General features: G+C 61.8%; 19 protein-coding genes. 13 read left to right on the top strand and 6 right to left on the bottom strand.

What is annotated here, in order from left to right:
* The first annotated feature begins 1,121 nt into the window (after nt 1-1,121).
* The gene (locus BSP239C_RS21380) at nt 1,122-1,571 is read left to right on the top strand and encodes a Na+/H+ antiporter NhaC family protein (protein ID WP_101574192.1); all 450 of its coding nucleotides are present in this window, start codon (nt 1,122-1,124) and stop codon (nt 1,569-1,571) included.
* Nucleotides 1,572-1,621: 50 nt separating this feature from the next.
* On the opposite strand, the gene BSP239C_RS15140 is transcribed toward BSP239C_RS21380, so the two are convergent.
* From BSP239C_RS15140 to BSP239C_RS15130, 3 genes are all read right to left on the bottom strand, one after another.
* Nucleotides 1,622-2,509 (bottom strand): N-acetylneuraminate synthase family protein, encoded by an 888-nt coding sequence (locus tag BSP239C_RS15140; protein WP_101574191.1) that lies wholly within the window; start codon nt 2,507-2,509, stop codon nt 1,622-1,624.
* Nucleotides 2,506-3,876, bottom strand: a complete 1,371-nt coding sequence (locus BSP239C_RS15135) for an acylneuraminate cytidylyltransferase (protein WP_101574190.1) — start codon at nt 3,874-3,876, stop codon at nt 2,506-2,508. Before BSP239C_RS15135 ends, BSP239C_RS15140 begins: the two co-directional genes overlap by 4 nt.
* 178 nt (nt 3,877-4,054) lie before the next feature.
* Nucleotides 4,055-5,869 (bottom strand): dolichyl-phosphate-mannose--protein mannosyltransferase, encoded by a 1,815-nt coding sequence (locus tag BSP239C_RS15130; RefSeq protein ID WP_257930237.1) that lies wholly within the window; start codon nt 5,867-5,869, stop codon nt 4,055-4,057.
* 139 nt (nt 5,870-6,008) lie between these two features.
* Here BSP239C_RS15130 and BSP239C_RS15125 point away from each other — a divergent pair, with 139 nt between their 5' ends.
* From BSP239C_RS15125 to BSP239C_RS15070, 12 genes are all read left to right on the top strand, one after another.
* Nucleotides 6,009-6,620, top strand: a complete 612-nt coding sequence (locus BSP239C_RS15125) for a DUF4190 domain-containing protein (RefSeq protein WP_257930236.1) — start codon at nt 6,009-6,011, stop codon at nt 6,618-6,620.
* A gap of 207 nt (nt 6,621-6,827) precedes the next feature.
* Nucleotides 6,828-7,268 carry a DUF4190 domain-containing protein gene (locus BSP239C_RS15120; protein WP_101574188.1) on the top strand — a complete coding sequence of 147 codons (441 nt, stop codon included), beginning with the start codon at nt 6,828-6,830 and terminating at the stop codon, nt 7,266-7,268.
* A 91-nt stretch (nt 7,269-7,359) separates the two neighbouring features.
* Nucleotides 7,360-7,809, top strand: coding sequence for a DUF4190 domain-containing protein (locus BSP239C_RS15115; RefSeq protein ID WP_101574187.1), 450 nt, complete (start codon nt 7,360-7,362; stop codon nt 7,807-7,809).
* Between the two features lie 406 nt (nt 7,810-8,215).
* A complete protein-coding gene (gene rsmI / locus BSP239C_RS15110) occupies nt 8,216-9,076 on the top strand; it encodes a 16S rRNA (cytidine(1402)-2'-O)-methyltransferase (protein WP_101574186.1) in 861 nt (286 codons plus the stop codon).
* Between the two features lie 445 nt (nt 9,077-9,521).
* Nucleotides 9,522-10,406: a DUF559 domain-containing protein gene (locus BSP239C_RS15105; RefSeq protein ID WP_180959054.1), complete on the top strand. Its 885-nt coding sequence runs from the start codon at nt 9,522-9,524 to the stop codon at nt 10,404-10,406.
* A gap of 220 nt (nt 10,407-10,626) precedes the next feature.
* Entirely contained in the window at nt 10,627-12,342 is a 1,716-nt protein-coding gene (gene metG / locus BSP239C_RS15100) for a methionine--tRNA ligase (protein ID WP_101574184.1), read from the top strand.
* Nucleotides 12,342-13,262 (top strand): TatD family hydrolase, encoded by a 921-nt coding sequence (locus tag BSP239C_RS15095; protein ID WP_101574183.1) that lies wholly within the window; start codon nt 12,342-12,344, stop codon nt 13,260-13,262. The genes metG and BSP239C_RS15095 overlap by 1 nt, the downstream gene beginning before the upstream one ends.
* A gap of 232 nt (nt 13,263-13,494) precedes the next feature.
* Nucleotides 13,495-14,724 (top strand): resuscitation-promoting factor, encoded by a 1,230-nt coding sequence (locus BSP239C_RS15090; RefSeq protein ID WP_101574182.1) that lies wholly within the window; start codon nt 13,495-13,497, stop codon nt 14,722-14,724.
* A gap of 492 nt (nt 14,725-15,216) precedes the next feature.
* Entirely contained in the window at nt 15,217-15,510 is a 294-nt protein-coding gene (gene groES, locus BSP239C_RS15085; protein WP_009883265.1) for a co-chaperone GroES, read from the top strand.
* A 36-nt stretch (nt 15,511-15,546) separates the two neighbouring features.
* Entirely contained in the window at nt 15,547-17,136 is a 1,590-nt protein-coding gene (groL, locus tag BSP239C_RS15080; protein WP_101574181.1) for a chaperonin GroEL, read from the top strand.
* 295 nt (nt 17,137-17,431) lie between these two features.
* Nucleotides 17,432-18,217, top strand: a complete 786-nt coding sequence (locus BSP239C_RS15075; RefSeq protein WP_101574180.1) for an ABC transporter ATP-binding protein — start codon at nt 17,432-17,434, stop codon at nt 18,215-18,217.
* The gene (locus BSP239C_RS15070; RefSeq protein ID WP_101574179.1) at nt 18,214-19,635 is read left to right on the top strand and encodes an FtsX-like permease family protein; all 1,422 of its coding nucleotides are present in this window, start codon (nt 18,214-18,216) and stop codon (nt 19,633-19,635) included. The genes BSP239C_RS15075 and BSP239C_RS15070 overlap by 4 nt, the downstream gene beginning before the upstream one ends.
* Nucleotides 19,636-19,658: 23 nt before the next feature.
* Here the strand turns inward: BSP239C_RS15070 and BSP239C_RS15065 are convergent, their stop codons facing one another.
* Genes BSP239C_RS15065 through BSP239C_RS15055 form a run of 3 tightly spaced genes read right to left on the bottom strand, consistent with a single transcriptional unit; the run spans nt 19,659 to nt 23,832 of the window.
* Entirely contained in the window at nt 19,659-22,220 is a 2,562-nt protein-coding gene (locus BSP239C_RS15065; protein WP_101574178.1) for a PEP/pyruvate-binding domain-containing protein, read from the bottom strand.
* Between the two features lie 60 nt (nt 22,221-22,280).
* Complete coding sequence (locus BSP239C_RS15060) at nt 22,281-23,468, bottom strand: hypothetical protein (protein WP_145997467.1); 1,188 nt, start codon at nt 23,466-23,468, stop codon at nt 22,281-22,283.
* Complete coding sequence (locus BSP239C_RS15055; protein ID WP_101574176.1) at nt 23,437-23,832, bottom strand: polyketide cyclase; 396 nt, start codon at nt 23,830-23,832, stop codon at nt 23,437-23,439. The genes BSP239C_RS15060 and BSP239C_RS15055 overlap by 32 nt, the downstream gene beginning before the upstream one ends.
* Nucleotides 23,833-23,901 lie beyond the last annotated feature (69 nt).

Here is a 23,901-nt window from a genome sequence, read left to right as displayed (position 1 = left end):
GAGTCCCCGCTTCTGCTGTGGCGTGACACGGTGGTTGTGTCATACCCGGATGCGAGAATCATTACCTATACGCGGCAACGGAGCTGGAATCAGGACCGACTGGCCAGCCATGAAAAATCGAGGTTAGAGCCGAACGTTATGTGGTTGATGTTGGTGCGGACCGACTTGAGATCGTGGATTCCAGTTCGAACGGAATTCGTATGGAGCCTGTCCCCGATGGGGTGAGTCCTCACGCATCAGATCCCTGCGGTGGATGTACGAGTGCTACTCATCAGGCGCTTGCCTCAATATGCAAGACAACCGCTCCTGTTGACTGCGTTTTGAGTGGCGTTGGCTGCGCGGGTTGCGTAGCAGGTTGCACTAAGATCAACTTAAATTGCATCGGGTGCGTTGCTACGACGTGCGGGGCTGCGCTTATAAAGTGTTGCAACAAGCAAGAAGGTGGAGCTTGCTTCCCTTGTGGAGTAAAGCCGTGAAAGCAGTTAGAAGTGGAGGCGTAAGTCATGAGAGATATCATTATGTCGTTTGCTCTCGGTTTGTCGTTGGCCACGAGCATTTTAAGTGGGGTTGGTGAACCCACCTTCGGGGTCACGTCAATTTTGTTTGTGATTGTGTTTCCCCTTATCCTTTTGTCGACGTTCATCGCGTTGCTGGTCCAGCACCGAAGAAAGGACAGGGGCGCGGATGTGTCTCAGTTTGTTCCAAAGTGAGGATTCGAGACTTCATGGTGCCAATAGTTGAATAGGTTCCGGGCAGCGGGCTGGTGGAATCCTAGACTGAAATTCGTTTAAGGGCATGATTCTAATATCTCATTGGAGTCATGCCCTTTATGTCATTCAGGATTCGTCAGCGGGTGCTGTGAAATTGTCGATAACTTAGAAGCGCGTTCGGGCGTACTTTCGGCGTGCGGCAGCCTCGTGTCAGTATTGTCTTTAATGCGAGATCGGTGGACTAGGAGATTCGCTCCAACGAACGCTTCGGCGAGCGAGCCGTCTTCTTCTGCCACCCCTAATTAAGCGGTCATGTAGTCCGATGCCAATGTCGCATGCGCTCGGCTATTTGATGCCTGGCATCGATGCCGGAACTGACAGGACTCCAATCTCGCCGGCTTTTGTTTAACCTTGAGAACTGTAGCGATCGTCGCCGCTGTCCCGTGCGGTATCTTGGAGAAGACTGGCACCTTCGCTGATCTGATCAACCCGCTCACTCGTCGGAGCAATCCGACTGGCTCGCCTATCACATCAACGATCTTCGCGACATTCCGTGTTTGGTTCTCTGGTGGTGCACAGTTCCTCGCGATCATTCTGGCGGCCCGTGGATACCTAGAGCCGTACAGGGCGATGAATCTCTTCCCGTTGAACCTCTCCAAGACAGTCGAAGCCGCAGGTGAATCGCTGTGGCGGAGCTCCTACCACGACCGCGGCTTCTTTCGCCGGAGTCTCGGCATCGACCAGTCGCGTCGATTCGTCACCGAACCGAGCGCAGTCTTCTTGAATCTACATGATCGCCGCAACCTCTCGTTAAGAGTGTTGCGACGATCATGTGAGCCCGGCGAGGTGATGGGGCCGTAATCAGCCGATCAGGTCAAAGCGCGATCAGATCAGCCGAGGGTCAGATCAGATCAGACGCTGACCTTGCGGAGCGAATCGATCTTCGACTCTTCGCCTGGCATGACGCGCTTCTCACCGTCACCGAAGGCTGTTTCGAGGACGCGCACGCCCTTGACCAGTGAAGTGAACTCGCGTGGTTCCATCGATGCGGACTGGTCCGAGCCCCACATGGAGGAGTCCAGGGTGATGTGGCGTTCGATGGTCGCAGCGCCCAGTGCGGCGGCGGCGAAGGAGATCTCGAGGCCCAGCTCGTGGCCGGAGTAGCCCACATTCACGCCGTAACGCTCGCGCATGGTGGTGATGGCCTTGAGGTTGACCTCTTCGGGAGGCAGCGGGTAGGTCGAGGTGGCGTGCATGAGAACCAGCTTGTCGCGGTCGAAGACCTCGACGGCTGCATCTAGCGTGGCCCAGTCGGACATGCCCGAGGAGCACAGGACCGGCTTGCCGGTCGCGGCGATCGCACGGAGGAGTTCGAAGTCCGTCAGCGAGGCCGAAGCGACCTTATAGGTCACTGCGTCGAACTTGTTTTCGAGGAAGTCCACGGAGTCAGTGTCCCAGGGGGAGGCGAACCACTGCAGACCGACTTCCTTGGCGTAGCGGTCGATCTCGGCGTATTCTTCCTGGCCGAACTCGACGCGCCACTTGTAGTCGAGGTACGTCATCTCGCCCCATGGGGTGGAGCGCATCTTCGACTTCTGGTGTTCGGGCACAGCCACATCTGGGTTGCGCTTCTGGAACTTCACGGCCTGGGCACCGGCGGTGACGGCGACATCCATGAGCTGCTTCGCGATTTCGACGTCGCCGTTGTGGTTGATGCCGATTTCGCCGATCATGTAAACGGGCTGATTCGGGCCGACGAGGTGGTTGCCGATGGCCACTGGGGCGAGTTGATCAGTCATGAAACCTGCTTTCGATTGGTACGCAAACCTTCTGCGTGATTCGTGAGCAACGGCTGTTGCTGCTGGATGGATGGTTGCTTGTGGTGTGAGTCGGAGCTGAGTACCGATGTCAGTGTTCGAGCCGGCAGCTGCTCCGTTGCCGAGTTCGGCACCGGAATGAGGTCGCAGACTTCGCGGACCGCTCCCTTTCCGCCGGGCCGATCGAGGACCACTCGAGCCGCTGCGAGCACCTTGGGGTGGGCGTCCGCGACTGCGATGGGCCAGCCGACGACGTCGAAGGCTTCGAGGTCGTTGATGTCGTTTCCGACGTAGGCCACCCGGGCCGCGTCGAGTCCCTGTTCTTCGATCCACGACGCCAGGACCTTCGATTTATTGTCGACGCCCTGGGTTACATCCACGTGAAGTTTCTCCGCCCTGCGGGTGACAACTGGGTTGCGTTCCTTCGACAGGATCATGACAGGGACCCCTGACTTCACCAGGCGTGAGACTCCCATGCCGTCGCCGCGGTGGACGCGGACCTGTTCGTTGCCGTCCTCGTCGACGTAGGCGCCGTCGTCGGTGTGGACGCCGTCGAAGTCGGTGACGAGGGCGTCGACGTCGATGACCTGCGCGGTCTCCTGTGTGGAGGCGATCGCGCGGACCAGTGACAGGTCGGACATGTCGTCGATTTCACGGGCGTGCTCGGGTGGGACCTCTTCGATGGTGACGCGACCGAAGAAGCGGTGTCCGTGTTCGATGAGTCCGTCGGTGCGCATGACGTAGAAGGCGCCGGTCTCGTTGTAGTGCTTGGCCCGGTCCTGACGGCGGGGCCGGAAGCTGGCTTCGTGCCCGACGGCGACCGCCGATTCGCCTTCGTCGAGGCGCCATAGGAACGAATGGTCCTCAACGGCGGAGAACACGACATCGGACTCACCGTCACGGACGGCGGCGACCGCATTGGCGATCGAAGCGGAGTCGATGAACGGGGAGGTGCACTGCATGAACACGGTGGTGTCGAATTCCTCGCCGAGGCTGGCCAGCGTGTAGATCAGAGCCGACTCACTGGTCGCGGTGTCACCGGCGATGTCAGCGGGACGATGGGACACCTCGGCGCCGGCACGAATTGCCTCTGCGGCGATACCCTCATGATCGGTCGAGACGACCACGCGGTCGATGCTCGGCGTCGACTTGGCCGCGTTGATCGCGCGAGCCAGAAGCGAGACGCCGGCGACCTTCTGCAGGTTCTTCAGCGGAATTCCCTTGGAGCCGCCCCGGGCGGGAATGATGGCCACGGCCCGATGCGGCCGTGCTGCGCTCTCGTTGTCAGCGGGCGCTGTGGCCACGCGATCGGTGGGCGCTGGGGGAGTCAGAGTCGATTGGTAGTTCACAATGATTCGACGCTAACGACGGCATGTGGCCCCCAGGTGAACGAGCAATGTCGCCGAGGCGACACCTTCGTGGCGGGTGTATGTCGAGTTCTGGTGGGGTGGGGTCAGTCACCCGTGGCGACGGTGCGCGGGGCGCCTGAGGTGACGGGGCGCGGTCACCCGCGCTGATGTGGCGAGGTCAGCGCCAGGTGACGTTCCACATGCGGTTGTTCCAGGCTTCGAACGGGATGACTTCGCCGGTGTAGATCGGCCAGAAGTAGGAGAAGGCCATGATCGCGGCCACGAGGATGAGACCCACTGCCATCCGGCGGCCGAACAGAGACCAGGGGATTCGGGTGCCGCGACCGGCGAAGAGGGGACCGCGCGGATTGGGCGCAAGGTGGGTGGAGATGGTCGGGACGCGGCCCCACAAGAGGGTGAGGCAATAGGTGAATGCGAGAACGACGAAGGGCACCATGACGACCGTGTAGAAGGTGAAGATGGTGCGTTCCTGGTAGGCGAACCAAGGCAGCCAAGTCGCGGCGAGCCCGGCCAGGATGACACCGGCGCGGACGTCGCGGCGGATGATCCAGGCGCCCAGCGCAACGAGGATGGCGATGGGTGCCAACCCCCAGATCACCGGATTGCCCACCGAGGTGATCGCCGAGGAGCAATGTTCCACGGTGCAGCCCATGCTGCCCTGGTCCGGGGATTCGTAGTAGAAGGAGGTCGGCCGCCACTGGACGATCCACCCCCACGGGTTCGACATATAAGGGTGTTCGGAGTCGAGTCCGACATGGAACGAGTACGCCGTGTAGTGATAGTGGGCCAGAGACGGCAGCCACAACAGCCAGTCCGGAAGGGAACTCCACCACCCGCCGTTGTCGAAGGCCCACTGCCGATCCCAGGCATCGGTGGAGCGAATCCAGCCGGTCCACGTGACGATGTAGGTCAGCAGGGCCACCGGCACCAACTTGATGAACGCCGGAATGCTGTCGCGAATCAGCATGCCCAGCCAGGGATGGACGATGCCTGTACGGTGGCGCGAATGCACGTCCCAGGCGACGACGAGGATCCCGAACGCGGCGACGGCGTAGAGCCCCGACCACTTCACCCCCATCGCCAGGCCCAGGCTGATACCTGCGGCGATGAGCCAGGGACGCACGCCGAGGCGGGGCCCGAAGTTGATCAGATCCTTGCGTGGCAAAGGGCGACGATCCCGAGATCGTTCAGGTGGGCCGTTTGAGGCCGTGTACCGGGCGAGCTTCTTCGTGACGAACTCTCGGTCGACGACGATGAAGGCGAAAGCGAGTAGGACGAAGGCCATGAGGACGATGTCGAGCAGGCTCGTGCGCGAATGCACGAAGTGCTCACCATCGATTGAGAGCAGACCGGCTGCGACGCAGGCGAAGAACGCGGAGCGGAAGAGCTTCCAGGCGATGAAGCCCATGAGGAAGATCGTCAGCGTTCCCACGATTGCTACGGAGAAGCGCCACCCGAAGGAGTCGTCGGCGCCGAAGATGTGGATGCCGGCGCCGATGATCCATTTGCCCAGAGGAGGGTGGACGACATATTCGGGAGTGGACTCAATGACGCTCGGGTCGCCTGCATTGAATGAGTCGTCGGCGTTCTCCGGCCAGGATCGTTCGTAGCCGTACTTGAAGACGGAGTAGGCGTCCTTGACGTAATAGGTTTCGTCGAAGATCAGCCGGTGTGGGAAGCCGAGATTGAAGAGGCGGAGGGCGCCGCCGATCGCCGTGATGAGCAGCAGTGCCGGCCACATCCAGATCGGTGCCCGAGTCGCCCACATTCCGGCGGTGAAGGTACGCCGACGGATGGCAGCAGCATTGGCGCGAATCGATTCGCGCCGGTTCGCGCGACGTTCTCGGGCGATGAGTTTGGTGGGGGCCGCGGGGGAGTCTGTGGGGTGGGTTTCGGAGCGTGAAGGGTCGGTGGACTCATCCGTGGGGTCGGTCGACCGCCCCGGCGCCTGGGGATCTTCGGGTTGAGTCATTATCGTCAAGTTTAAGGTCCGAGGAGATGCTCGCTCCCATCTGGTCCCCAGGGTGAGTCGTTCACGTATTGTCCTTCGAGCCGTCAGGACGACTAAGGTAGTCCTCAACAGGCGGCAAACGAGTGAAACGGTGACGAGCGTGTCTTACAACCCGAACTATCGTCCGAGTGATCCACCACAGGTCGGATCCCAGCAGTTCAACAACGGCTACGGGGCCTCACAGCCGCAGCCCGGATACGGCACCGGCCAGTATCAGGACCAGGGGCAGTACTCGAACCCGAACCCGTATCAGCAGCCCCAGTCCGGTCCCGCGGTCTACAGTCAGCCGGACGCTTACAGTCAGCCGGGCACATACAGTCAGCCGGGCACCTATGGCTACAGCCAGCCAGCGACCTACGGTGCGTCGATGATGTTGATGCGGCCAGCAATGAACTCGCTGTCGGGCTGGGCGATGTGGATGGGCATCATTGGACTGGCCGGCGGTTTCGTCTGCGGCATCCTCTCTCTGGTTCCCATCATCGGCGTCCTGTTCTCCATCATTGCGATGTTCTTGTGGCTCGCCCCAATCCTTGCCGTCATCTTCGGCCACGTGGCCCGTGGACAGATCAAGAGGACCGGTCAGGACGGCCGAGGCCAGGCCACCGCCGGTCTGATTATGGGCTACATCGGGATTGCCTTCGCCCTGCTGGCAGTCATCATTGTCGTCGGAATTGTGGGTCTCGGCGTCTTCGCTGCTGGGATGAGCTACTGATCGGCTCACGAACGGCTCCCGGTCGGTTCCCGAACGGCCAGCTCACGAGGATCCATTTTCTGCTCTGACACCCGTGGTGCAGGACTGCAACAGGGTTGGCTCTCTGAGGACTGCTTGGCTCGATAGCGTTGAATTCAGACGCAAGGGGAACATCCCTTCTACAGGGATCAGCCCGCGAACAGCCACAGCAACAGGAGCGAACCAGATATGCACACTTTGCAACTGCCAGCCAGCGGAATCAACGCAGCTTCGAGTTCGGGATACTCACACGGCGGAGCGCAAGGTGGCTACCCAAGTTATTCCGCACATTCGAATCCCGCAGCGTACGGGCCCAACCCGGGAATCGCAGGACCAATGGCGTATGTCTACCAGCCGATTGTGCCGACGAACACCCTGGCGATCATCGGCATGGTGATGTCGCTGATCGGGGCTTTTACGTCCTTTGTCCCGGCCGGAATCGTCGGAATCGTTATGGGTCATGTCGCTCGCAAGCAGATACGCCAGCGGGGTGAGCGTGGAGACGCGATGGCGGTGACTGCGCTCTGGGCCGGATACCTCGGTGTTGGATTCTGGCTGATCTTCTGGGGCCTCTACTGTGTGGTCGTTGTGCTCGCAATTGCGGCAGGGGCCGCTGAAGGGTCGTACTGAAGTCGGAATTGAGACGCATCTGCGACAGTCTCACCTTTTGTCACAGAGAGCGACTCGGTACCGTTGTAGGCATACGCAAGGAGATCGCGCCATGAGCAGTCAGAGCAACTGGAACAATCCAGACATGTATTACCAGCAGCCGCAGTCAGGCACTGGTTCGAACAATAACTATGGGTCGAACGCAGACTATTCGGGTTCGGCTTACACGGCGAATGCGGTGTACGGTGCAAACACTCAGTACGCAGGTCCAGGACCGGCCGTCGTCTACCAGCCGCTTCCGCCCACGAATTCTTTGGCGATCATCGCCCTCGTCACCTCGATCTTCGGAGTGATGAGTGGTGTCTTCCTCGCCGGTATCGCTGGCATCATCATGGGCCACATTGCTCGAAAGCAGATTCAGGAGTCCGGTGAGCGCGGCGGGGGAATGACCACAGCCGCCTTGTGGGTCGGCTATGGCGGAACCGCGCTTTGGCTGGTCTTCTGGCTGCTGATGATCCTGTTCTACCTTGGCATGTTCGCTCTGATGTTCGCGACAACGTGATCGACAACGTAATCATTGACTGATTGCGTCGGCGTGACGGCGCAGTTGTGATGGCGGCCGCGTGACTGCGGCGGCGCGATGGTTCAGTCGCACTCGCTCAGTCGCACTCGCTCAGTCGCAAAAGCGACGGCGGGTCCGTTTGATTCGGAATGTTGCCGTCGCTTCACCGGTCGAGAGCAGACAGCTAAGATCACGACAGGGCTGACAACGGTGCTGAAGACAGTTGCAGTCCGAAGCTCTGTATATCCGGCGACTGCTCCAGCAGCCACCATTCACTCAACTACCTTTCTCCCAGCCACTGTTCTCCAAACAACTGTTCTCCCCGCCACTGTTCTCCCACCCGCTGTCGGCCTAGAGGCGTGAATGCCCCGCAGACGACATCTCGCAGATTCACAGGTGCCCGATAATGACCGAAACCGCTGAACATGACTCACCGCATCCCGGCGGCCAGCTCATCTTGGTCGGCACCCCGATCGGCAACCTCGGCGATGCGAGCGAACGCATGCAGCGCGCCATTGCCGCAGCCGATGTCATCGCGGCCGAGGACACTCGCCGTTTCCTGTCGCTGACGCAGCGTCTGGAGCTCACGCACACCAACCGTGTCATCAGCGTCTTCGACCACAACGAACACTCCCGGGCACCCGAGCTCGTCGAACTCATCCGCTCCGGGCAGACCGTTGTCCTGCTCAGCGATGCGGGAATGCCCGCTGTCTCGGATCCCGGCTACCGCGTCGTCAAAGCCTGCGCGGAGGCAGGACTGCCGATCACCTCGACGCCTGGACCCTCTGCAGTGCTCATGGCGCTCGCTGTCTCGGGACTGCCCAGCGACCGGTTCAGCTTCGAAGGCTTTCTGCCGCGTAAATCCGGGGCACGCAAGAACCTCCTCGAGGAGCTGCGCAGCGAGAAGCGGACCATGGTGTTCTTCGAAAGCCCCCACCGCATCGCCGACACGATGGACGATTTCCTCACCGTCATCGGACCAGATCGGCCTATGAGTATCAGCCGTGAACTGACGAAGACCTACGAAGAGACCCTGCGCGGGACCGTGTCCTCGCTGCGTGATCTCGCAGCCGACGGACTGCGCGGGGAGTTGACCCTCGTGCTTGCCGGAGCCACCGCGGTCGAGACCGCCCCGGAGGACCACCTCGACGCTGTCGGTGAACTCGTGGAGTCAGGAGTGCGGGCGAAAGACGCTGCAGGGCAGGTCGCAAAGCAGTTCGGTCTGTCCAAACGTGAGGTCTACGAGGCCTGGCTGCACCGAGAGTGAGAGGACCGGGGCTTCGGGCGCCGGAGCTCAACTGTCGCTCCTCAGGTTGCGGAACAATACATGGGTTGCAACCCATGTATTGTTCCGCAACCTGAGGCGTCATCGACTAGTTCCGTGCAGACTCCCGGCGAGGTGCGATTGGCTCAAGTCTGACTCCTGGGGACAACCCGTCGACTTAGACGTAGTCAGCCTGTGGACGCTGACCAGTTGTGCACAGGGTGTTGTCCGAGGCTCGTAATCGCAACGGTGCGGAGGACATTATGCGGACATGTATAACATTGTTTGCTACGACGATCTCGCAGCCGCTGGTGTCAACACGACACTGATCAGAGGCGCGAAGAATTGCTGCCTGGTGAAGATCTGTCGAGGAGTGTATTCGGTTATAAGGCAGTGTAAGGATCCAAAGCACTCGGCGATAGCAGTATTCGGAACCGACAGTGAGTGGATGCGCTACCACGAACAGAGCCTGCATAAGGAGAAATCGCATCGTCGTCGCTATCTCGACCACCTTGCCCGTTTGAGAACTCTTCACTATCCGCACTATCGCAACGATGACGTGATCTGCGGAGTCTCAGCAGCTCGGTTGCACAAGATCAAATTGTTCGACGTGACCGACGGCCCGGTGACGGTGAGCCATCCGAAAGCCAATTCAAGCAGTCGGGAGCTGATTCGATCGCGACGGACTCTAGTGGGTGCAGATAAACAGATCGTCAGCGGATTGGCAGTGACGACAGCTGCGCGAACGGCGGTGGATCTGATCCGGACACTGGGGCCGGCCTCCGGATTCGTCGCACTCGAGCAGGTCCTTCGAGAACATATGTTCGGCTCCGACGAAGAGTCAATCTTCAGCTTCGGGTATCCGAGAGATGCACTGACTCGAGTTCCGGATGCTGTGGATGAACTGTTCGCGCCGACAATAGGACGGTTGGCAACGGGGAAGATCCAAGCACGAACGCTCACTTCAGCGATCAGCCCCTTTTCCGAAAGCTATGCGGAAAGCCGTGCTTCTCTGAACCTGCACCAGCTGGGCTTACGAGACTTCAGTCAGCAGATCGATATCTTCGACGGCCACCGGCTGCTGACCCGCTTGGATTTCTTCCACAGAGCGACGAAAGTGGTGCTCTATGTCGACGGGACCCAGAAGTACGTAGATGCCGGATTCGACCGAATGAAGAAGGAAAGTCACCAACATAATCGGCTGTTGGCGATGGGGTACAAGGTCGTTCGCTTTAGGTTCAATGAGATTCTCAGCCTCGGTACTTTCGCCAACAAGCTTTTCAGCCAAGCGCCAGAGCTCCGTGGATTTTGCTGCAACAAGCTCGTGGTCTGAACACCCGCCTGACGATTCAAGTGCTCGATTGTCTGGGAACCGGAGTAGCTGTCCGCGCCAGTAGTCAGGTTGCGGAACAGTACACGGGTTGCAACCTATGTACTCTTCCGCAACCTGAGTCGTTTCCACCTCGACGGCTCGCTCCGCACCTCTCCCACCCACCCACACCCTCCGCACCCGTGCGCGCCCACGCCGCGGCGTCCCTTAGACTGTGTGACCTATGGGTTATTACTTGACGACAGCTATCGCTTACCCCAATGGGGCCATCCACATCGGTCACGCATATGAGTACATTGCGGCCGATACGATCGCGCGGTTCAAGCGCCTCGACAATCACGAGGTGTTCTTTGCAACCGGCACCGATGAGCATGGTCTGAAGATGCTGCAGGCGGCGAACAAGCTCGGCATTACGCCCAAGCAGCTCGCCGACGACAACGCGAAGAACTTCCGCGACACCCAGCTCGCGCTCGGCTCCACGTTCGACCGCTTCATCCGCACCACCGACGAGGACCACTACGAAGCGTCCAAGGCGATCTGGCGCAAGCTCGAAGAGGCTGGCGACATCTACCTCGACACCTACGCCGGCTGGTACTCCGTCCGCGACGAGGCTTTCTACACGCAGGACGAGACCGAGGTCGTCGACGGCGTCCGCCTCTCGACCGAGACCCGCACCGAGGTGACCTGGACGGAAGAGGAGTCCTACTTCTTCCGCCTCTCGAAGTACCAGGACAAGCTGCTCGACCTGTACGAGACCCACCCGGAATTCCTCGGCCCGGACTCCCGCCGCAACGAGGTCGCTTCGTTCGTCGCCTCTGGCCTGAAGGACCTCTCGGTCTCGCGCACCACCTTCGACTGGGGTGTGCCGGTGCCCGGCAACGAGAAGCACGTCATGTACGTGTGGATCGACGCCCTGACGAACTACCTCACCGCCGCCGGATATCCCGATGACCAGGAGCGCCTGGACAAGTGGTGGCCCGCCGACGTGCACATCATCGGCAAGGACATCATCCGCTTCCACAGCGTCTACTGGCCCGCGTTCCTGATGAGCGCCGGCATCGAGCTGCCGGGGCGCGTCCACGCCCACGGCTTCCTCTTCAACGCCGGTGAGAAGATGTCGAAGTCCGTTGGCAACGTCGTCGATCCCATCGACCTCGTCGACGCATTCGGCCTCGACACCCTGCGTTTCTTCCTCTTCCGCGAGTTCTCCTACGGCAATGACGGGTCCTACACGAAGGACTCGATCATCACCCGCAAGAACTCCGACCTCGCCAACGAGTACGGCAACCTCGCCCAGCGCTCGCTGTCGATGATCGCGAAGAACTGCGACGCACAGGTTCCACAGCCCGGTGACCTCACTGAAGAAGACGAAGCGCTCCTCGCGTTGGCCCGCGCCGTCCCCGAGACCGCTCGGCGCCACGTCGACACCCAGGCACTCCACCTCTACGTCGAGGCCTGCTGGAAGGTCCTGTCCGAGGCCAACCGCTACTTCTCCGCCCAGGAACCCTGGAAGCTGAAGAAGACCGATCCAGATCGCATGGCCACCGTGCTGTGGGTGACGATCGAGGTCGTGCGCATCATCTCGATCCTCATCCAGCCCGTCATGCCCGATTCCGCCGGCCAGATCCTCGATCTCCTCGGCGTCGAAGAAGGTGTTGGTGGGGCCGGCGCGAAGGTGCTTCCGACGGCGACGGACAACGGTACCGGCGCCGAGGCGATGGCCCCTGTGACCGTAGGTGCCGGAGTCGGCGTCGCCGCAGGTGCCGCTGCCGCAGCGGCAGGAATCGCACCGATGGCCGCGGCGTCGGCCGAGAACGGTGTCAATGCCGCCGAGGTGGATCCTCGTTCGTTCGCCGCGATCGACTTCCCACTGGAGCCTGGCACCCCACTGCCTAAGCCGGTCCCGGTGTTCCCAAAGTTCGTGGAGGAGACCGAATAATGGCTTCACGCGCCGCCGGAACCTATCCTCCGGTGCCTGAACCACTTGCCCACCCGGTCGTCGACACCCACACGCATCTCGACATCTGCACGGGTGTGCGACTGCCCTTGGGTGCGGGCGAACCCGAGCCCGAAGTCAGGCCTGACAAGGACGAAGAGTTCCCGAGCCTCGACTTCTTCTTCGACACCGCCCAGTCGGCGGGCGTCCAGCGCATCGTCCAGATCGGCTGCGACCTCCCGGCCGCACGGTGGACGACCGAGCTGGTCACGCAGCAATCACAAGATGGTCGCTCGTGGATGCTCGGCGGTGCTGCACTGCACCCGAACGAGGCGCCGAGGTTGGCCGAGCGAGGAATGCTCGACGACGCACTCACCGAGATCGAGTCACTCGTGACCTCCAACGACCGCATGCGCGTGGTGGGGGAGACCGGACTCGACTACTTCCGCACCGGTGAAGAGGGTGTCGCCGACCAGCAGCGCTCCTTCCGCGCTCACATCGAGATCGCCAAACGCACGGGCAAGGCCCTGCAGATCCACGATCGTGAGGCCCACGCCGATGTGCTGCGCATCCTCAAGGAGGAAGGTGCTCCCGAGGTCACCATCTTCCACTGCTTTTCCGGCGACGAGTCGATGGCCCGGGAATGCGCCGCTGCCGGTTACTTTATGTCGTTTGCCGGGAACCTCACGTTCAAGAACGCGGATGAACTCCGCCGTGCCGCAGCTGCAGCACCACTTGAACTGCTGCTGACCGAGACCGATGCTCCATTCCTCACCCCGCACCCGCATCGCGGTAAGCCAGGCGGTCCGTACTTGGCCGCAGTCACGGCACGCAAACTCGCCGAGGTGCGCGGTATGGATGAAGGCGAGCTCTGCGCGGCAGTGTGGAAGAACGCAGAGACCGCACTCGGCAGCTGGGACTGAACTGCAGCTGCTGGGACTGAAAGACAACCTCGGCGGGGGTGAGTCTGACGTTTGATTGGCCACCTCGGAGGGCGAATGTCACGATTGTGACGAAGCCCGGAAACACGGGGAAGTCCTGGTCAGAGGGCCAGCTTACGGGCCCTCGCCGTTACATGTTTGTAATGTTTTGCGTAACTTGTAACGAATCGGTTACAGTGGATGAGTTGATGACCTCTGCCCCAGGGATATTTTTGTGATTGATTTTCTTAAGAACCGCAAAGTGCAGATTGCTGCACAGGCGGTTGTGATTACCGGACTCGTGGGTGGCACGGGCGCCGTGGTAACCATGAACAAGCCAGTGACCTTGGATGTCAATGGTCAGTCCGAGGAAGTTCGGACCTTCGGTGGCACCGTGGGGGATGTCCTCGACAGCCGCGACCTCGACATCGAGAAGCGCGATCAGATCAAACCAGGCGTGAACAAGAAGATATCGCGGGATATGACGATCACCGTCAACACCGCGAAGGAACTTTCACTGTCTGTGGACGGCAAGAAGAGCGACGAGGTGACGCACGCGAACACTGTTGGTCAGGCATTGGCCGACCTCGGTGTGGACGCTAAGGGCGCCGACCTCAGCGCGAAGCCGAATCAGAAGCTCAAAGATGAAGGCAACGACATCGATGTGACGACCGCCAAGGACCTCACAATCGTTGCCGACGGCAAGGATCACAAGGTCTCGGCCGCAGCGGGCACCGCCAAGGAAGCCCTCGCTGAAACCAAGCTGAAGCTGGACAAGGACGACTTCATGTCCGTCCCCCTCAGCTCCAAAGTCTCCGACGGCCAGGTTCTCACCGTGAACCGTGTGAAGAACGACACCGTCAAGGAAAAGCAGGCCATCAAGCCCAAGACCGAGACCAAGAAGTCGGACTCCCTCTACGTGGGTGAGACGAAGGTCGAGGACGAAGGCAAGGAAGGCCAGAAGCAGGTCTCCTACAAGGTCAAGACCGTTAATGGCGATGAGGTGAAGAAGGAGAAGAAGAGCGAGAAGGTCCTCTCCGAGCCCAAGACCAAGGTCGTCATCCAGGGCACCAAGAAGAAGGAAGCTCCAGCTGAGAAGCCAGACGATTCCAGCAGCGGATCGGATGCCGGAACCGGTGACAACGGTTCGGGCGGCTCCGACGATGGTGACAAGAGCACCGGCGGCGGTGACTCGGGCTCCAGCAGTGGCAACATGAGCACCCAGGAGATCAAGGACATGCTCGGTGGGCCGGGATCGAAGTGGTACTCGGTCGTTGAGTGCGAATCGAACTTCGACCCGAAGGCCTCGAACGGCACTCACTTCGGTCTCTTCCAGTTCCTGCCTCAGACCTGGCACTCCATGGGCGGCAGCGGCAATCCCTCGGACGCCAGCCCGCAGGAGCAGTTCCAGCGTGCCAAGAAGCTGCAGGCTCAAGAAGGCTGGGGGCAGTGGCAGTGCGCCTGATCTCAGAGCGCAATCGCTGATCTGAAGCGATCGGCACATGAGCTGAACTAGACAATGCGCAGTACGGACTCGGGAGTTGATCTCCCGAGTCCGTACTGCGCATTCACGTGGCGCTAGAGATCTGCTGGAAGTGTGCTCGCAGCATGTGGAACCGCATGACCTTCGAGCCGCCTCCGGGCCGCCTACAGCACCGCCTCCGGGCCGCCGACAGGGCCGCGTTCGGGCCGCCTACAGGGCCGCGTTCGGGCCGCCTACAGCACCGCCTCCGGGTACCTTTCCTGGGGTTTCGCCCAGAGCGTGGACAATCCTTGGCACTCGAGTTGACCGAGTGCTAAGAGCGTTCTAAAGTCGAATTAGCACTAGCACTCAGCGAGTGCCAGTTTTAATGAGACGGTCGATCCACTCGGCACCCGCGACGACGAGGGGATCATGGCACACGCCGCCGTCTGACTCAAAGAAGAATTGAACCCCAGCGAAGGGAGAGGGCCCGATATGTCGGTCTCCATCAAGCCACTCGAAGATCGGATTGTCATCCGTCAGGTCGAAGCAGAGCAGACTACCGCCAGTGGTCTGGTCATTCCCGAAACCGCCAAGGAAAAGCCTCAGGAAGGCGAAGTTGTCGCAGTGGGCCCAGGCCGCGTTGCTGACAACGGAAACCGCGTCCCAGTCGACGTGGCCATTGGCGACAAGGTCATCTACTCCAAGTTCGGCGGCACCGAAGTCAAGTACGCAGGAGAAGAGTTCCTCGTGCTCTCGGCTCGTGACGTGCTCGCCGTCATCGGCTGAATCCCCTGAACAACTACTTCACTGACAGGAGGACGAATGCCTAAGAATCTGGAATTCAACGACGAGGCCCGTCGTGCACTCGAAAAGGGTGTGAACATCCTCGCGGACACCGTCAAGGTGACGCTGGGACCCAAGGGCCGCAACGTTGTTCTCGACAAGAAGTGGGGCGCACCCACAATCACCAACGATGGCGTGACCATCGCTCGTGAGGTCGAGGTCGACGACCCATACGAAAACCTCGGCGCTCAGTTGGCCAAGGAAGTTGCCACCAAGACCAACGACATCGCCGGTGACGGAACCACCACCGCGACCGTCCTGGCGCAGGCCTTCGTCAACGAAGGTCTGCGCAACGTAGCCGCCGGCGCCGCACCAGGTGCCCTCAAGCGCGGAATCGAAGCTGCCGTCGAGGCTGTCTCCACCGAACTCGGAACCATCGCCCGCGATGTCGCCGACTCCTCGGAGATCGCACACGTCGCCGGCCTGTCCGCTCAGTCCGAAGAGATCGGCAAGCTCATTGCCGACGCCTTCGACAAGGTGGGCAAGGACGGCGTCATCACGATCGACGAATCCCAGGCCGCATCTGTTGAACTCGAAATCACCGAGGGAATGCAGTTCGACAAGGGTTACCTCTCGCCGCACTTCGTAACCGATGCTGATCGCCAGGAAGCTGTGCTCTCCGACGCGCTCATCCTCATCAACCAGGGCAAGATCTCCAACATCCAGGAGCTCCTCCCTGTGCTGGAGAAGGTGCAGCAGGCCGGAAAGCCTCTGTTCATCGTGGCAGAGGACATCGAAGGCGAAGCTCTGTCGACGCTGGTCGTCAACAAGCTGCGCGGCATCATCAACGTTGCCGCCGTCAAGGCTCCCGGCTTCGGCGACCGCCGCAAGGCGATCCTCGAGGACCTCGCCGTCCTCACCGGTGGCCAGGTCGTCACCCAGGACATGGGCATGAAGCTCGACCAGGTCACCCTGGAAGAGCTCGGCAACGCCCGCACGATCACCGTCACCAAGGACAACACCACCATCATCGATGGTGCTGGCTCCGATGAGGACGTCAACGGTCGGGTTGCCCAGATCCGCAGCGAGATCGACAACACCGACTCCGATTGGGACCGCGAGAAGCTGCAGGAGCGCTTGGCTAAGCTCTCCGGTGGTGTCGCAGTCATCAAGGTCGGCGCCGCCACCGAGGTGGAGCTCAAGGAACGCAAGCACCGCGTCGAAGACGCAGTGTCGGCTACCCGTGCAGCCATCGAAGAGGGCGTCGTCGCCGGCGGTGGATCAGCTCTGATCCACGCCTCCAAGGTTCTGGCCGGAAACGACCTGAGCCTGAGCGGAGACGCAGCCACCGGTGCTGACATCGTCAAGCGCGGCGTCGTCCAGCCTCTGCGCTGGATCGCTGAGAACGCTGGCCAGGACGGCTACGTCGTCGTATCCAAGGTGACCGACCTCGAGTCGGGCCAGGGATACAACGCCGCCACCGATTCCTACGGCGACCTCATCGGCGCTGGAATCATCGACCCCGTCAAGGTCACCCGCTCGGCACTGCGCAACGCCGCTTCGATCGCCGCACTGGTTCTCACCACTGAGACACTGGTCGTCGAGAAGAAGGAAGAAGAAGAGGACTGAGTCCCATCTGATTCTCATCGGCGCGCAGCGAGTGCGTTGAACTGATACACGTGTGGCCCGGAACGTTTTGTTCCGGGCCACACGTGTTTTTCATGCCTGCAATCTGACCTATAACCCCAATCTGGAAGCCCGCCGAAGCGCTTAGGCATATCCGCAGGTCGCGAAGGCAGCGGCTTGCGCGGATGGCCGAGCATGCAGGCGGCTCACACCTACTGGTCAGTCAGAACCCATGTTCCTTGCCGTCGATGATCGTTAGTCTGGATGAGGCAGTGTTACGCAACAATGTAGGGACACCATGACGACAGCTTCACCGATGCCCATCGCTCAACTTCGTGATGTCTCGAAGGTCTTTGATCCCGATGGGGCGGCGCTGGTCGCTCTCAACCAGGTGTCTCTCGATATCGCTCCCGCCCGGCTGACGGCCATCATGGGCCCCTCGGGTTCGGGCAAATCCACTCTCATGCACGTTCTCGCCGGACTCGATCGTCCGAGCTCGGGCACGGTGCACATCGGCGAACGGGACATCACCGGATTGCATGAGGACGACCTGACCACCTTGCGGCGGCGGCGGATCGGTTTCGTGTTCCAAGCGTTCAACCTGGTGCCGACCCTCACGGTCAGGGAGAACATTCTGCTGCCCTTCGAGCTCGACGACCGCAAACCCAATGCCGACGAGCGTGCCTGGATCTCCAGCATCATCAAGCGACTCGGCCTGGACAACCGGCTGAAGCATCGGCCCGGTGAGATCTCTGGCGGACAGCAGCAGCGCACGGCCATCGCCCGTGCTCTGGCCACCCGACCGGACATCCTCTTCGCCGACGAACCGACCGGCAACCTCGACGGCCGATCGGGGCGTGAAGTCATGGCCATCATGTCCGAGGCCGTTCGCGAGCTCGGTCAGTCGATTGTCCTCGTCACCCATGATCCGCTTGTGGCTGCCCACGCCGACCGCGTCGTGTTCATCGCCGACGGCACGCCCGTCTCCGAACTCAATGACACGATCAGTGCCGAAGCGATCGCGCAGACGATGCTCGATCTGGACGCGCAGGCCGAGGCCGTCGAGGCTGGAGGGCGCCGATGAACCCGATGCGGGAGATCCGGACCAACCCGCGCCAGTTCGCCCCCAGCTTCCTCGTCGTCTTCATCGCTGCCCTCTTCGGCACTGTCATCATGCAGGGCATCGAGATCCTCACAGCCTGGATGTCTTCAGCGAAGATCATCGCGGAATCGGACACGGCTCAAGGTCTGCTCACAACGGTGGGGCTGGTCTTCTTCCTCATCGCACTGTTCGTCTCGAGCATCGTCATCGCCAATACCTTCTCCATCATCATCGCCGGTCGCAGCCGCCAGCTGGCGCTGCTGAGGCTCATCGGCGCCTCGTCTGCACGGCTGCGTCGAGCCGCCTCGGTGGAGGGACTGCTGGTCTCGATCCCCAGCGCCATCGGCGCGGTCCTCGTCTCGACTGCACTCGCGCTGGCAACGACGGCCTACCTCGGCGCTCGGATCACCGAGGAGCCCAAGCTGTTCACTCCGATGATGTTCCTGCCGGGTGCCGCGACCATCGTCGTGACCTGGTTCTCCGCGTACCTGGGTGCCCGTCGCATCACCGGCATCTCTCCGATCGAGGCCACCTCGCAGGCGGTCGAGCGCCGGCCAGAAGATGTGCGCGCATCGATGGGGGCATTGACGGGTGCACTCATGCTGCTGTCCATGGGGATCACCCTTCTCATCAGCGGTGTCGTCGCCGCCAGCGGGCACACGGTCAGTGCTGCGGGGGTGCTGCTCGTTGCACTCGGTGCGATGCTGACGTTCGTCGGCGTCATCGTCGGCAACCCTTGGATCCTCCCACCGCTGCAGGCGCTCACCGGGTGGCTGCTCGGCCGCACCGCAACCTCACGCCTGGCCGCCTCGACGATCGCTCGTCACCCCACCCGCAATGCACGCACGGTCATCGGTCTCGTCATCGGCATCACTCTCATCGTCATGTTCGCCACAGCCATGACGACGTTCAGGGACCAGCTGCTCGAGTACGCCGAATCGCTCGGTGACGAAGGGTGGGGAGGCTTCGAAGTTGTGCTGAAGACCATCATCGACCAAACGATGCTGTTCTTCCTGGGGATGGTCCTCTTCTCCGTCATCATCGCCATCATCGGAGTTGCCAACGCACTCATGCTCTCCGTGCGACAGCGCACGCAGGAGATCGGTCTGCTCATGGCGCTGGGTCAGACGCCGCGACGGGTGCGACGCATGATTGTGGCCGAAGGAATGCAGCTGAGCGTGACGGCCTGCCTGGTCGCGGTGCCTCTGGGCATCGTCTTCGGCTGGATCGGTGCGCTGTCTCTGCTGTCCCCGCTGACCGGAATCTTCGCACCGTCCGTGCCCTGGTGGGTAATCATCTCCGTCGTCGCCGGCTCGCTTCTGGCTGTGCTCGCCGCCAGTCGTGCCCCGGCGCGCGCGGCAACGTCGATCAGCCCCGTGGAGGCTCTCGAAGCGGTGTGATGCTGGGCTCGCCGAGGCGGGTCTCAGTTCGGTGTCACCGTGCCGTTGCTGCCGTTGACGTTCACCGTCTGGCCCGAGGTGAAGCGGCTGGTGGCATCCCGGATGGCCATGACTGCGGGCAGGCCCAGTTCACGGGCCGTGACCGCGCCGTGGGAGAGTGCTCCGCCGCTTTCCGTGATGATGCCGCTGGCCTGATAGAACAGGGCGGTCCATGCAGGGTTCGTGGTCCGAGCGACCAGAATCGCACCATCCGGGAAGGACGAGAAGTCCTCGGGACTGTGGACGACGAAGACTTCGCCCGTGACCTCGCCGGGGCTGCCGGCAGTTCCCTTGATGAAGTCACCGTCCGTGTCATCGCCGACCTCGGAGGCACGACCGTGCTCCCATTCGGGAGTCCTCTCAACCGCTTCCTGATACCCGGCCTTGTTCTTCTCGGCGATCCCAGTCAGACCCGCCAGCGCCTCGGCAGGGGAGAGCTGGCCATCACCGCGCCCAGTGCCGACTTCCGTGGCACGGATCGCTGCGTCGAGAGGCTCGAAGTTGATGAAGTAGGCGTCCATGGGATCGGTGAGAACACCCTGGTCGACGAGCCTTCGACCCAGCTCGCACAGAGCCCGGCGCATCGGCAGGGTCAGCCGCGTGGTCTGGTAATGCTCCAGATCATCCAGAGCCGTGTATGCACGTGCCAGTCGGATGACCTCCTGGACCAGATAGCGCAGCTTCTCCGGGGCGGCATTGATCACGGCCCGCTCGGTCTCAGCCTGCAGGACCTTGCGCTCCAAGTCGGAGTCCGCCGAGGCGTTCGTCTCGCGGTCGGCCAGCAGGCGAACCTGATCGAGGACGATATGCGGGGCTTCGACCCAGGTCGGATGGTAGGCGTCGAAATCGAGTTCACGGTGGCCGTGCTTGGCCAGGAAGGTCGCGAACTCGTCGAAGAAGGCAGGGAAATCATCGAGGACCGCCAGTCCCGCCTCTCCTGTATTGCTGCGCAGCGTCGACACCAGCTCGGGATTGCTGCGCACAGTGCGTGAAAGCTCCCAGAGCTCGGCGTTGACCTGGGAGGTCTTCGTCTCCGTCGAGGCCAGCAGCCGCTCGAATACGAGCTGCGCCGTCTCCTTGTCCACGGCAATCTCGAGCATGTGAGAGAGCGCACCGTAGAGAGTCTGCTGCGTCAGAGAGATCGCGATATTGGGGCGGAAATACTCGGTGCCGAGGTCGCTGATGGCGATCACATGGTCCCACACCTGGGCCAGCGACTTGTCCTCCAAGGGTTCGTGGGAGAGCCTGCCGATGCCCATGAGGTACGTGTCGAGATCACGCATCCACCGCACCGGCAGTTCCTGTACCCAGCCGAACTGCGAGGCGATCTCCGGCAGAGATTCGGTGATGGTTTCGACGCTGGAGAGCATCTTCGTCGGCAGCCGGCCAGCGTAGAGGTCGACGGCCGTCTGATTGCCATAGATGTAGAAGTCACGCATCACGAACCATTTGTCGTCAAACGGCGGCAGACCCATGAGGTCGAAGCTGTGATTGAGCGAGTAATGGAACCCCGCCTCGACGAGGTCCCAGGTCAGAGGCGTCACAGGGGTGGGGAATCGTTCCGCGGATTCATCTCTAGTCCACCGAGGTGCGACGCGGGTGATCGGACGGGACTGCAGAAGGAAGAGGTCATCACCGCTGAAGGCCCACTCGATGTCCTGAGGGAAACCGAAATGATCCTCGGCCCGCACAGACAGCTGCGCCACTGCTTGGGCCTGCTCGGGCGTCAGAGCAGGACGAGTACGCTGATCCTCGCCGAGGTGGATGACCGTCGTCCTCGCATGGCCGTGACCGTCCGGTTCGCTAGGTTCGGCCGGTTCGCTCATCACGAGAGCCTTCGGCTTGTCCGCGATCTCGGACGCGATCTGGGTGCCGTCGGCGCGGGCGATGCGGAATTCGTCGACCGGTTCCTCCCCACCAACGACGGTCTCGCCCAGGCCGAACGCAGCATTGATCAGGACTTCGTCCGTGTTTCCACGTACCGGGTCGACGGAGAACGCGACCCCGGCAGCCTCCTCAGCGCTGACCGCGACCATGAGCTGGACGACAACGGCCATCTTCGCCTCCAGCTGGTCAACACCAAGCTGCTGACGGTAGCGGAAGGCATGCGGATTCCACAGGGAGGCATAGCAGTCTCGCACCGCCTCTGCGATGGCCTTAGTCCCACGCACGCCGAGGTAGGTGTCGTGCTGTCCGGCGAAGGCCGCACCGGGCAGATCCTCCATGGTGCCTGAGGAGCGGACTGCCACGGCCTCATCGCTCAGGCCCGCAGCCTGGGCCGCTGCAGCGAAGTCGGCAAGCCACGAATCGGGGACAGGGGTGCTGCGGATGAGATCGCCGATCGCCTCGGCGGGGTGCTGGGTGTCCATGAGCTCGGTGACTCGGGACTGGAGAGGTGCGATGAACTGGGTGTAGGCCTCGGCGGTGACGATGAAACCGCCGGGCACGGGCAGGTTCTGCGCGGACCTCGCGAGACTGGCGCCCTTGCCGCCGCTGGTCGCCAGTTCGGTGGCGAGGGGATCGGTGAAGCCGAGAGTGAGAGTCACGAGAGCTCCTAGAGATGTCGCAGATGAGGGCGGATATCGAAGGGACAGGGGACGGCCGAGTCACAGACGGACGCGACGGAGACCAAGAAGCAGCCAGCCGCAGACCGCGCTGACGATGCCGATTCCGATGACCAGGGGCCAGAAGAACGCGGCAGCGATGAGTACCGGTATCCAGACCATAACCGCTGCGAAGCCACCGAGGAGGCGGAAGAATGTGACAGTATTGCGACCGTCCGCGCGCGATCCGGCAAAAGCAGCCGCCCCGAGTATCGGAGCGAAGAGCCACATGAGTGTGAGGCCGACCCAGCGCAGGACCTTCACTGCAGAACTCACACCTCCACGGCCATCGTCAGCCACGTGTGTGTCGGTCGCTGCATGTGCCGCAACGGTGCTGGTATCTGTGCTGGTGACGGAGCTGGTCGGGGGAGTCGCAGCTTCGTTCTGCAGATCGAGGAAGGCCCGCGCGAACGTGGCCGATCCGCTCGCAGTGTGTCGGGCGGTGGTGAGCGCCTCCGCCTGGATCCGTTCGAAGGTGGCCTCATCGGGGCAGTTCACCGAGACGTCATCGAGGGCCGCTTTCAGCGCCGAGGCGACCTGGGCCTCCCACACGGATCGATCCTGGCCATTGCGGTCAGGAATCGTGATCGATTTCCCGCGGACCACCTCGGCGCGGGAACGGAACCGGTCAGGGGTCGAATAGAAGAGGCCGACCGGGATGATCTCGAGGTCGAGGCTCTCCTCGATGAGGGTGCAGGCGACGCGGGCGGCACCCGATTTGTAGGGCTGGGGTCGGTGGCCCCATTCGCTGCTGGATTCGGGGAAGATGCCGAGGTCACCGCCTCGGCGAAGGTGTGCAGTGCCGGCTTCGACCGGGCTGGCCACCGATGCTGGGTCGAGGTTGTAGCGCTCGACATCCTTGGGGCGGACGACGGGGATGCCGGCGATGAAGAGGCGGAGGAACCAGCTGCGGATGAGCTGGATCGAGACGAGGAACTGGGCCCGCGGGAACGCGGCGAGCACCTGATGACCGTCGATGGCACCATTGCGGTGACTGGAGATGATGAGGCGCGGACGCTGGTTCGCGCTGCCTGCGGCGTCCTCATCGCTGAGGTCGAGGACATGGATGCGACCGAAGTACAGGGTGCGCATGGCGGCGTTGATGAACCTGTGACCCCACCTCATGGTGGAATCAGCCTGCTGGGAGGCCTCCGATCGGTCAGCCTTCGAGGACATCACGGAGTCGTTCAAGGTCCTTCTGCACGGCAGCGGTGTCGCGGGCGAATTCCTCGTCGCTGACATTCGGGAGGCGGTAGACCGTGAAGACGACTTCGCTGACATCATCGTTGTGGAGCACACGCAGCGGATTGTGCACGGCGGTGCCGTCGGGGAAGATCACGTCGTGGTCGAGGATCCCGAACTCGATGCCGGGTCGGAAGCTGACCTCGACCTCACCCATCGGCGAGTCACTGATCCACCGTCCGGCGTCATTGCGAATGCCTTCGCTCAGGCCAGCTGCCCATTGCGGAAGATTAGCCGGATTGCCGGCGAAGACCGCGATGTCGGAGGGGTCTCGGCGGATCGTCTGCGAAATGTGCTGCGCGTCGAAGCTCATGACCCAAGTGCACCACAGGAGCCGCGATCCGGCCAGAGGCCGCGGGCGCGTGTCCGGCGATACCGTGGC

Origin of the sequence: Brevibacterium sp. 239c, assembly GCF_900169365.1 — a bacterium.
Lineage (GTDB): Bacteria > Actinomycetota > Actinomycetes > Actinomycetales > Brevibacteriaceae > Brevibacterium.
This window is presented reverse-complemented; position numbering and strand designations above follow the sequence as displayed.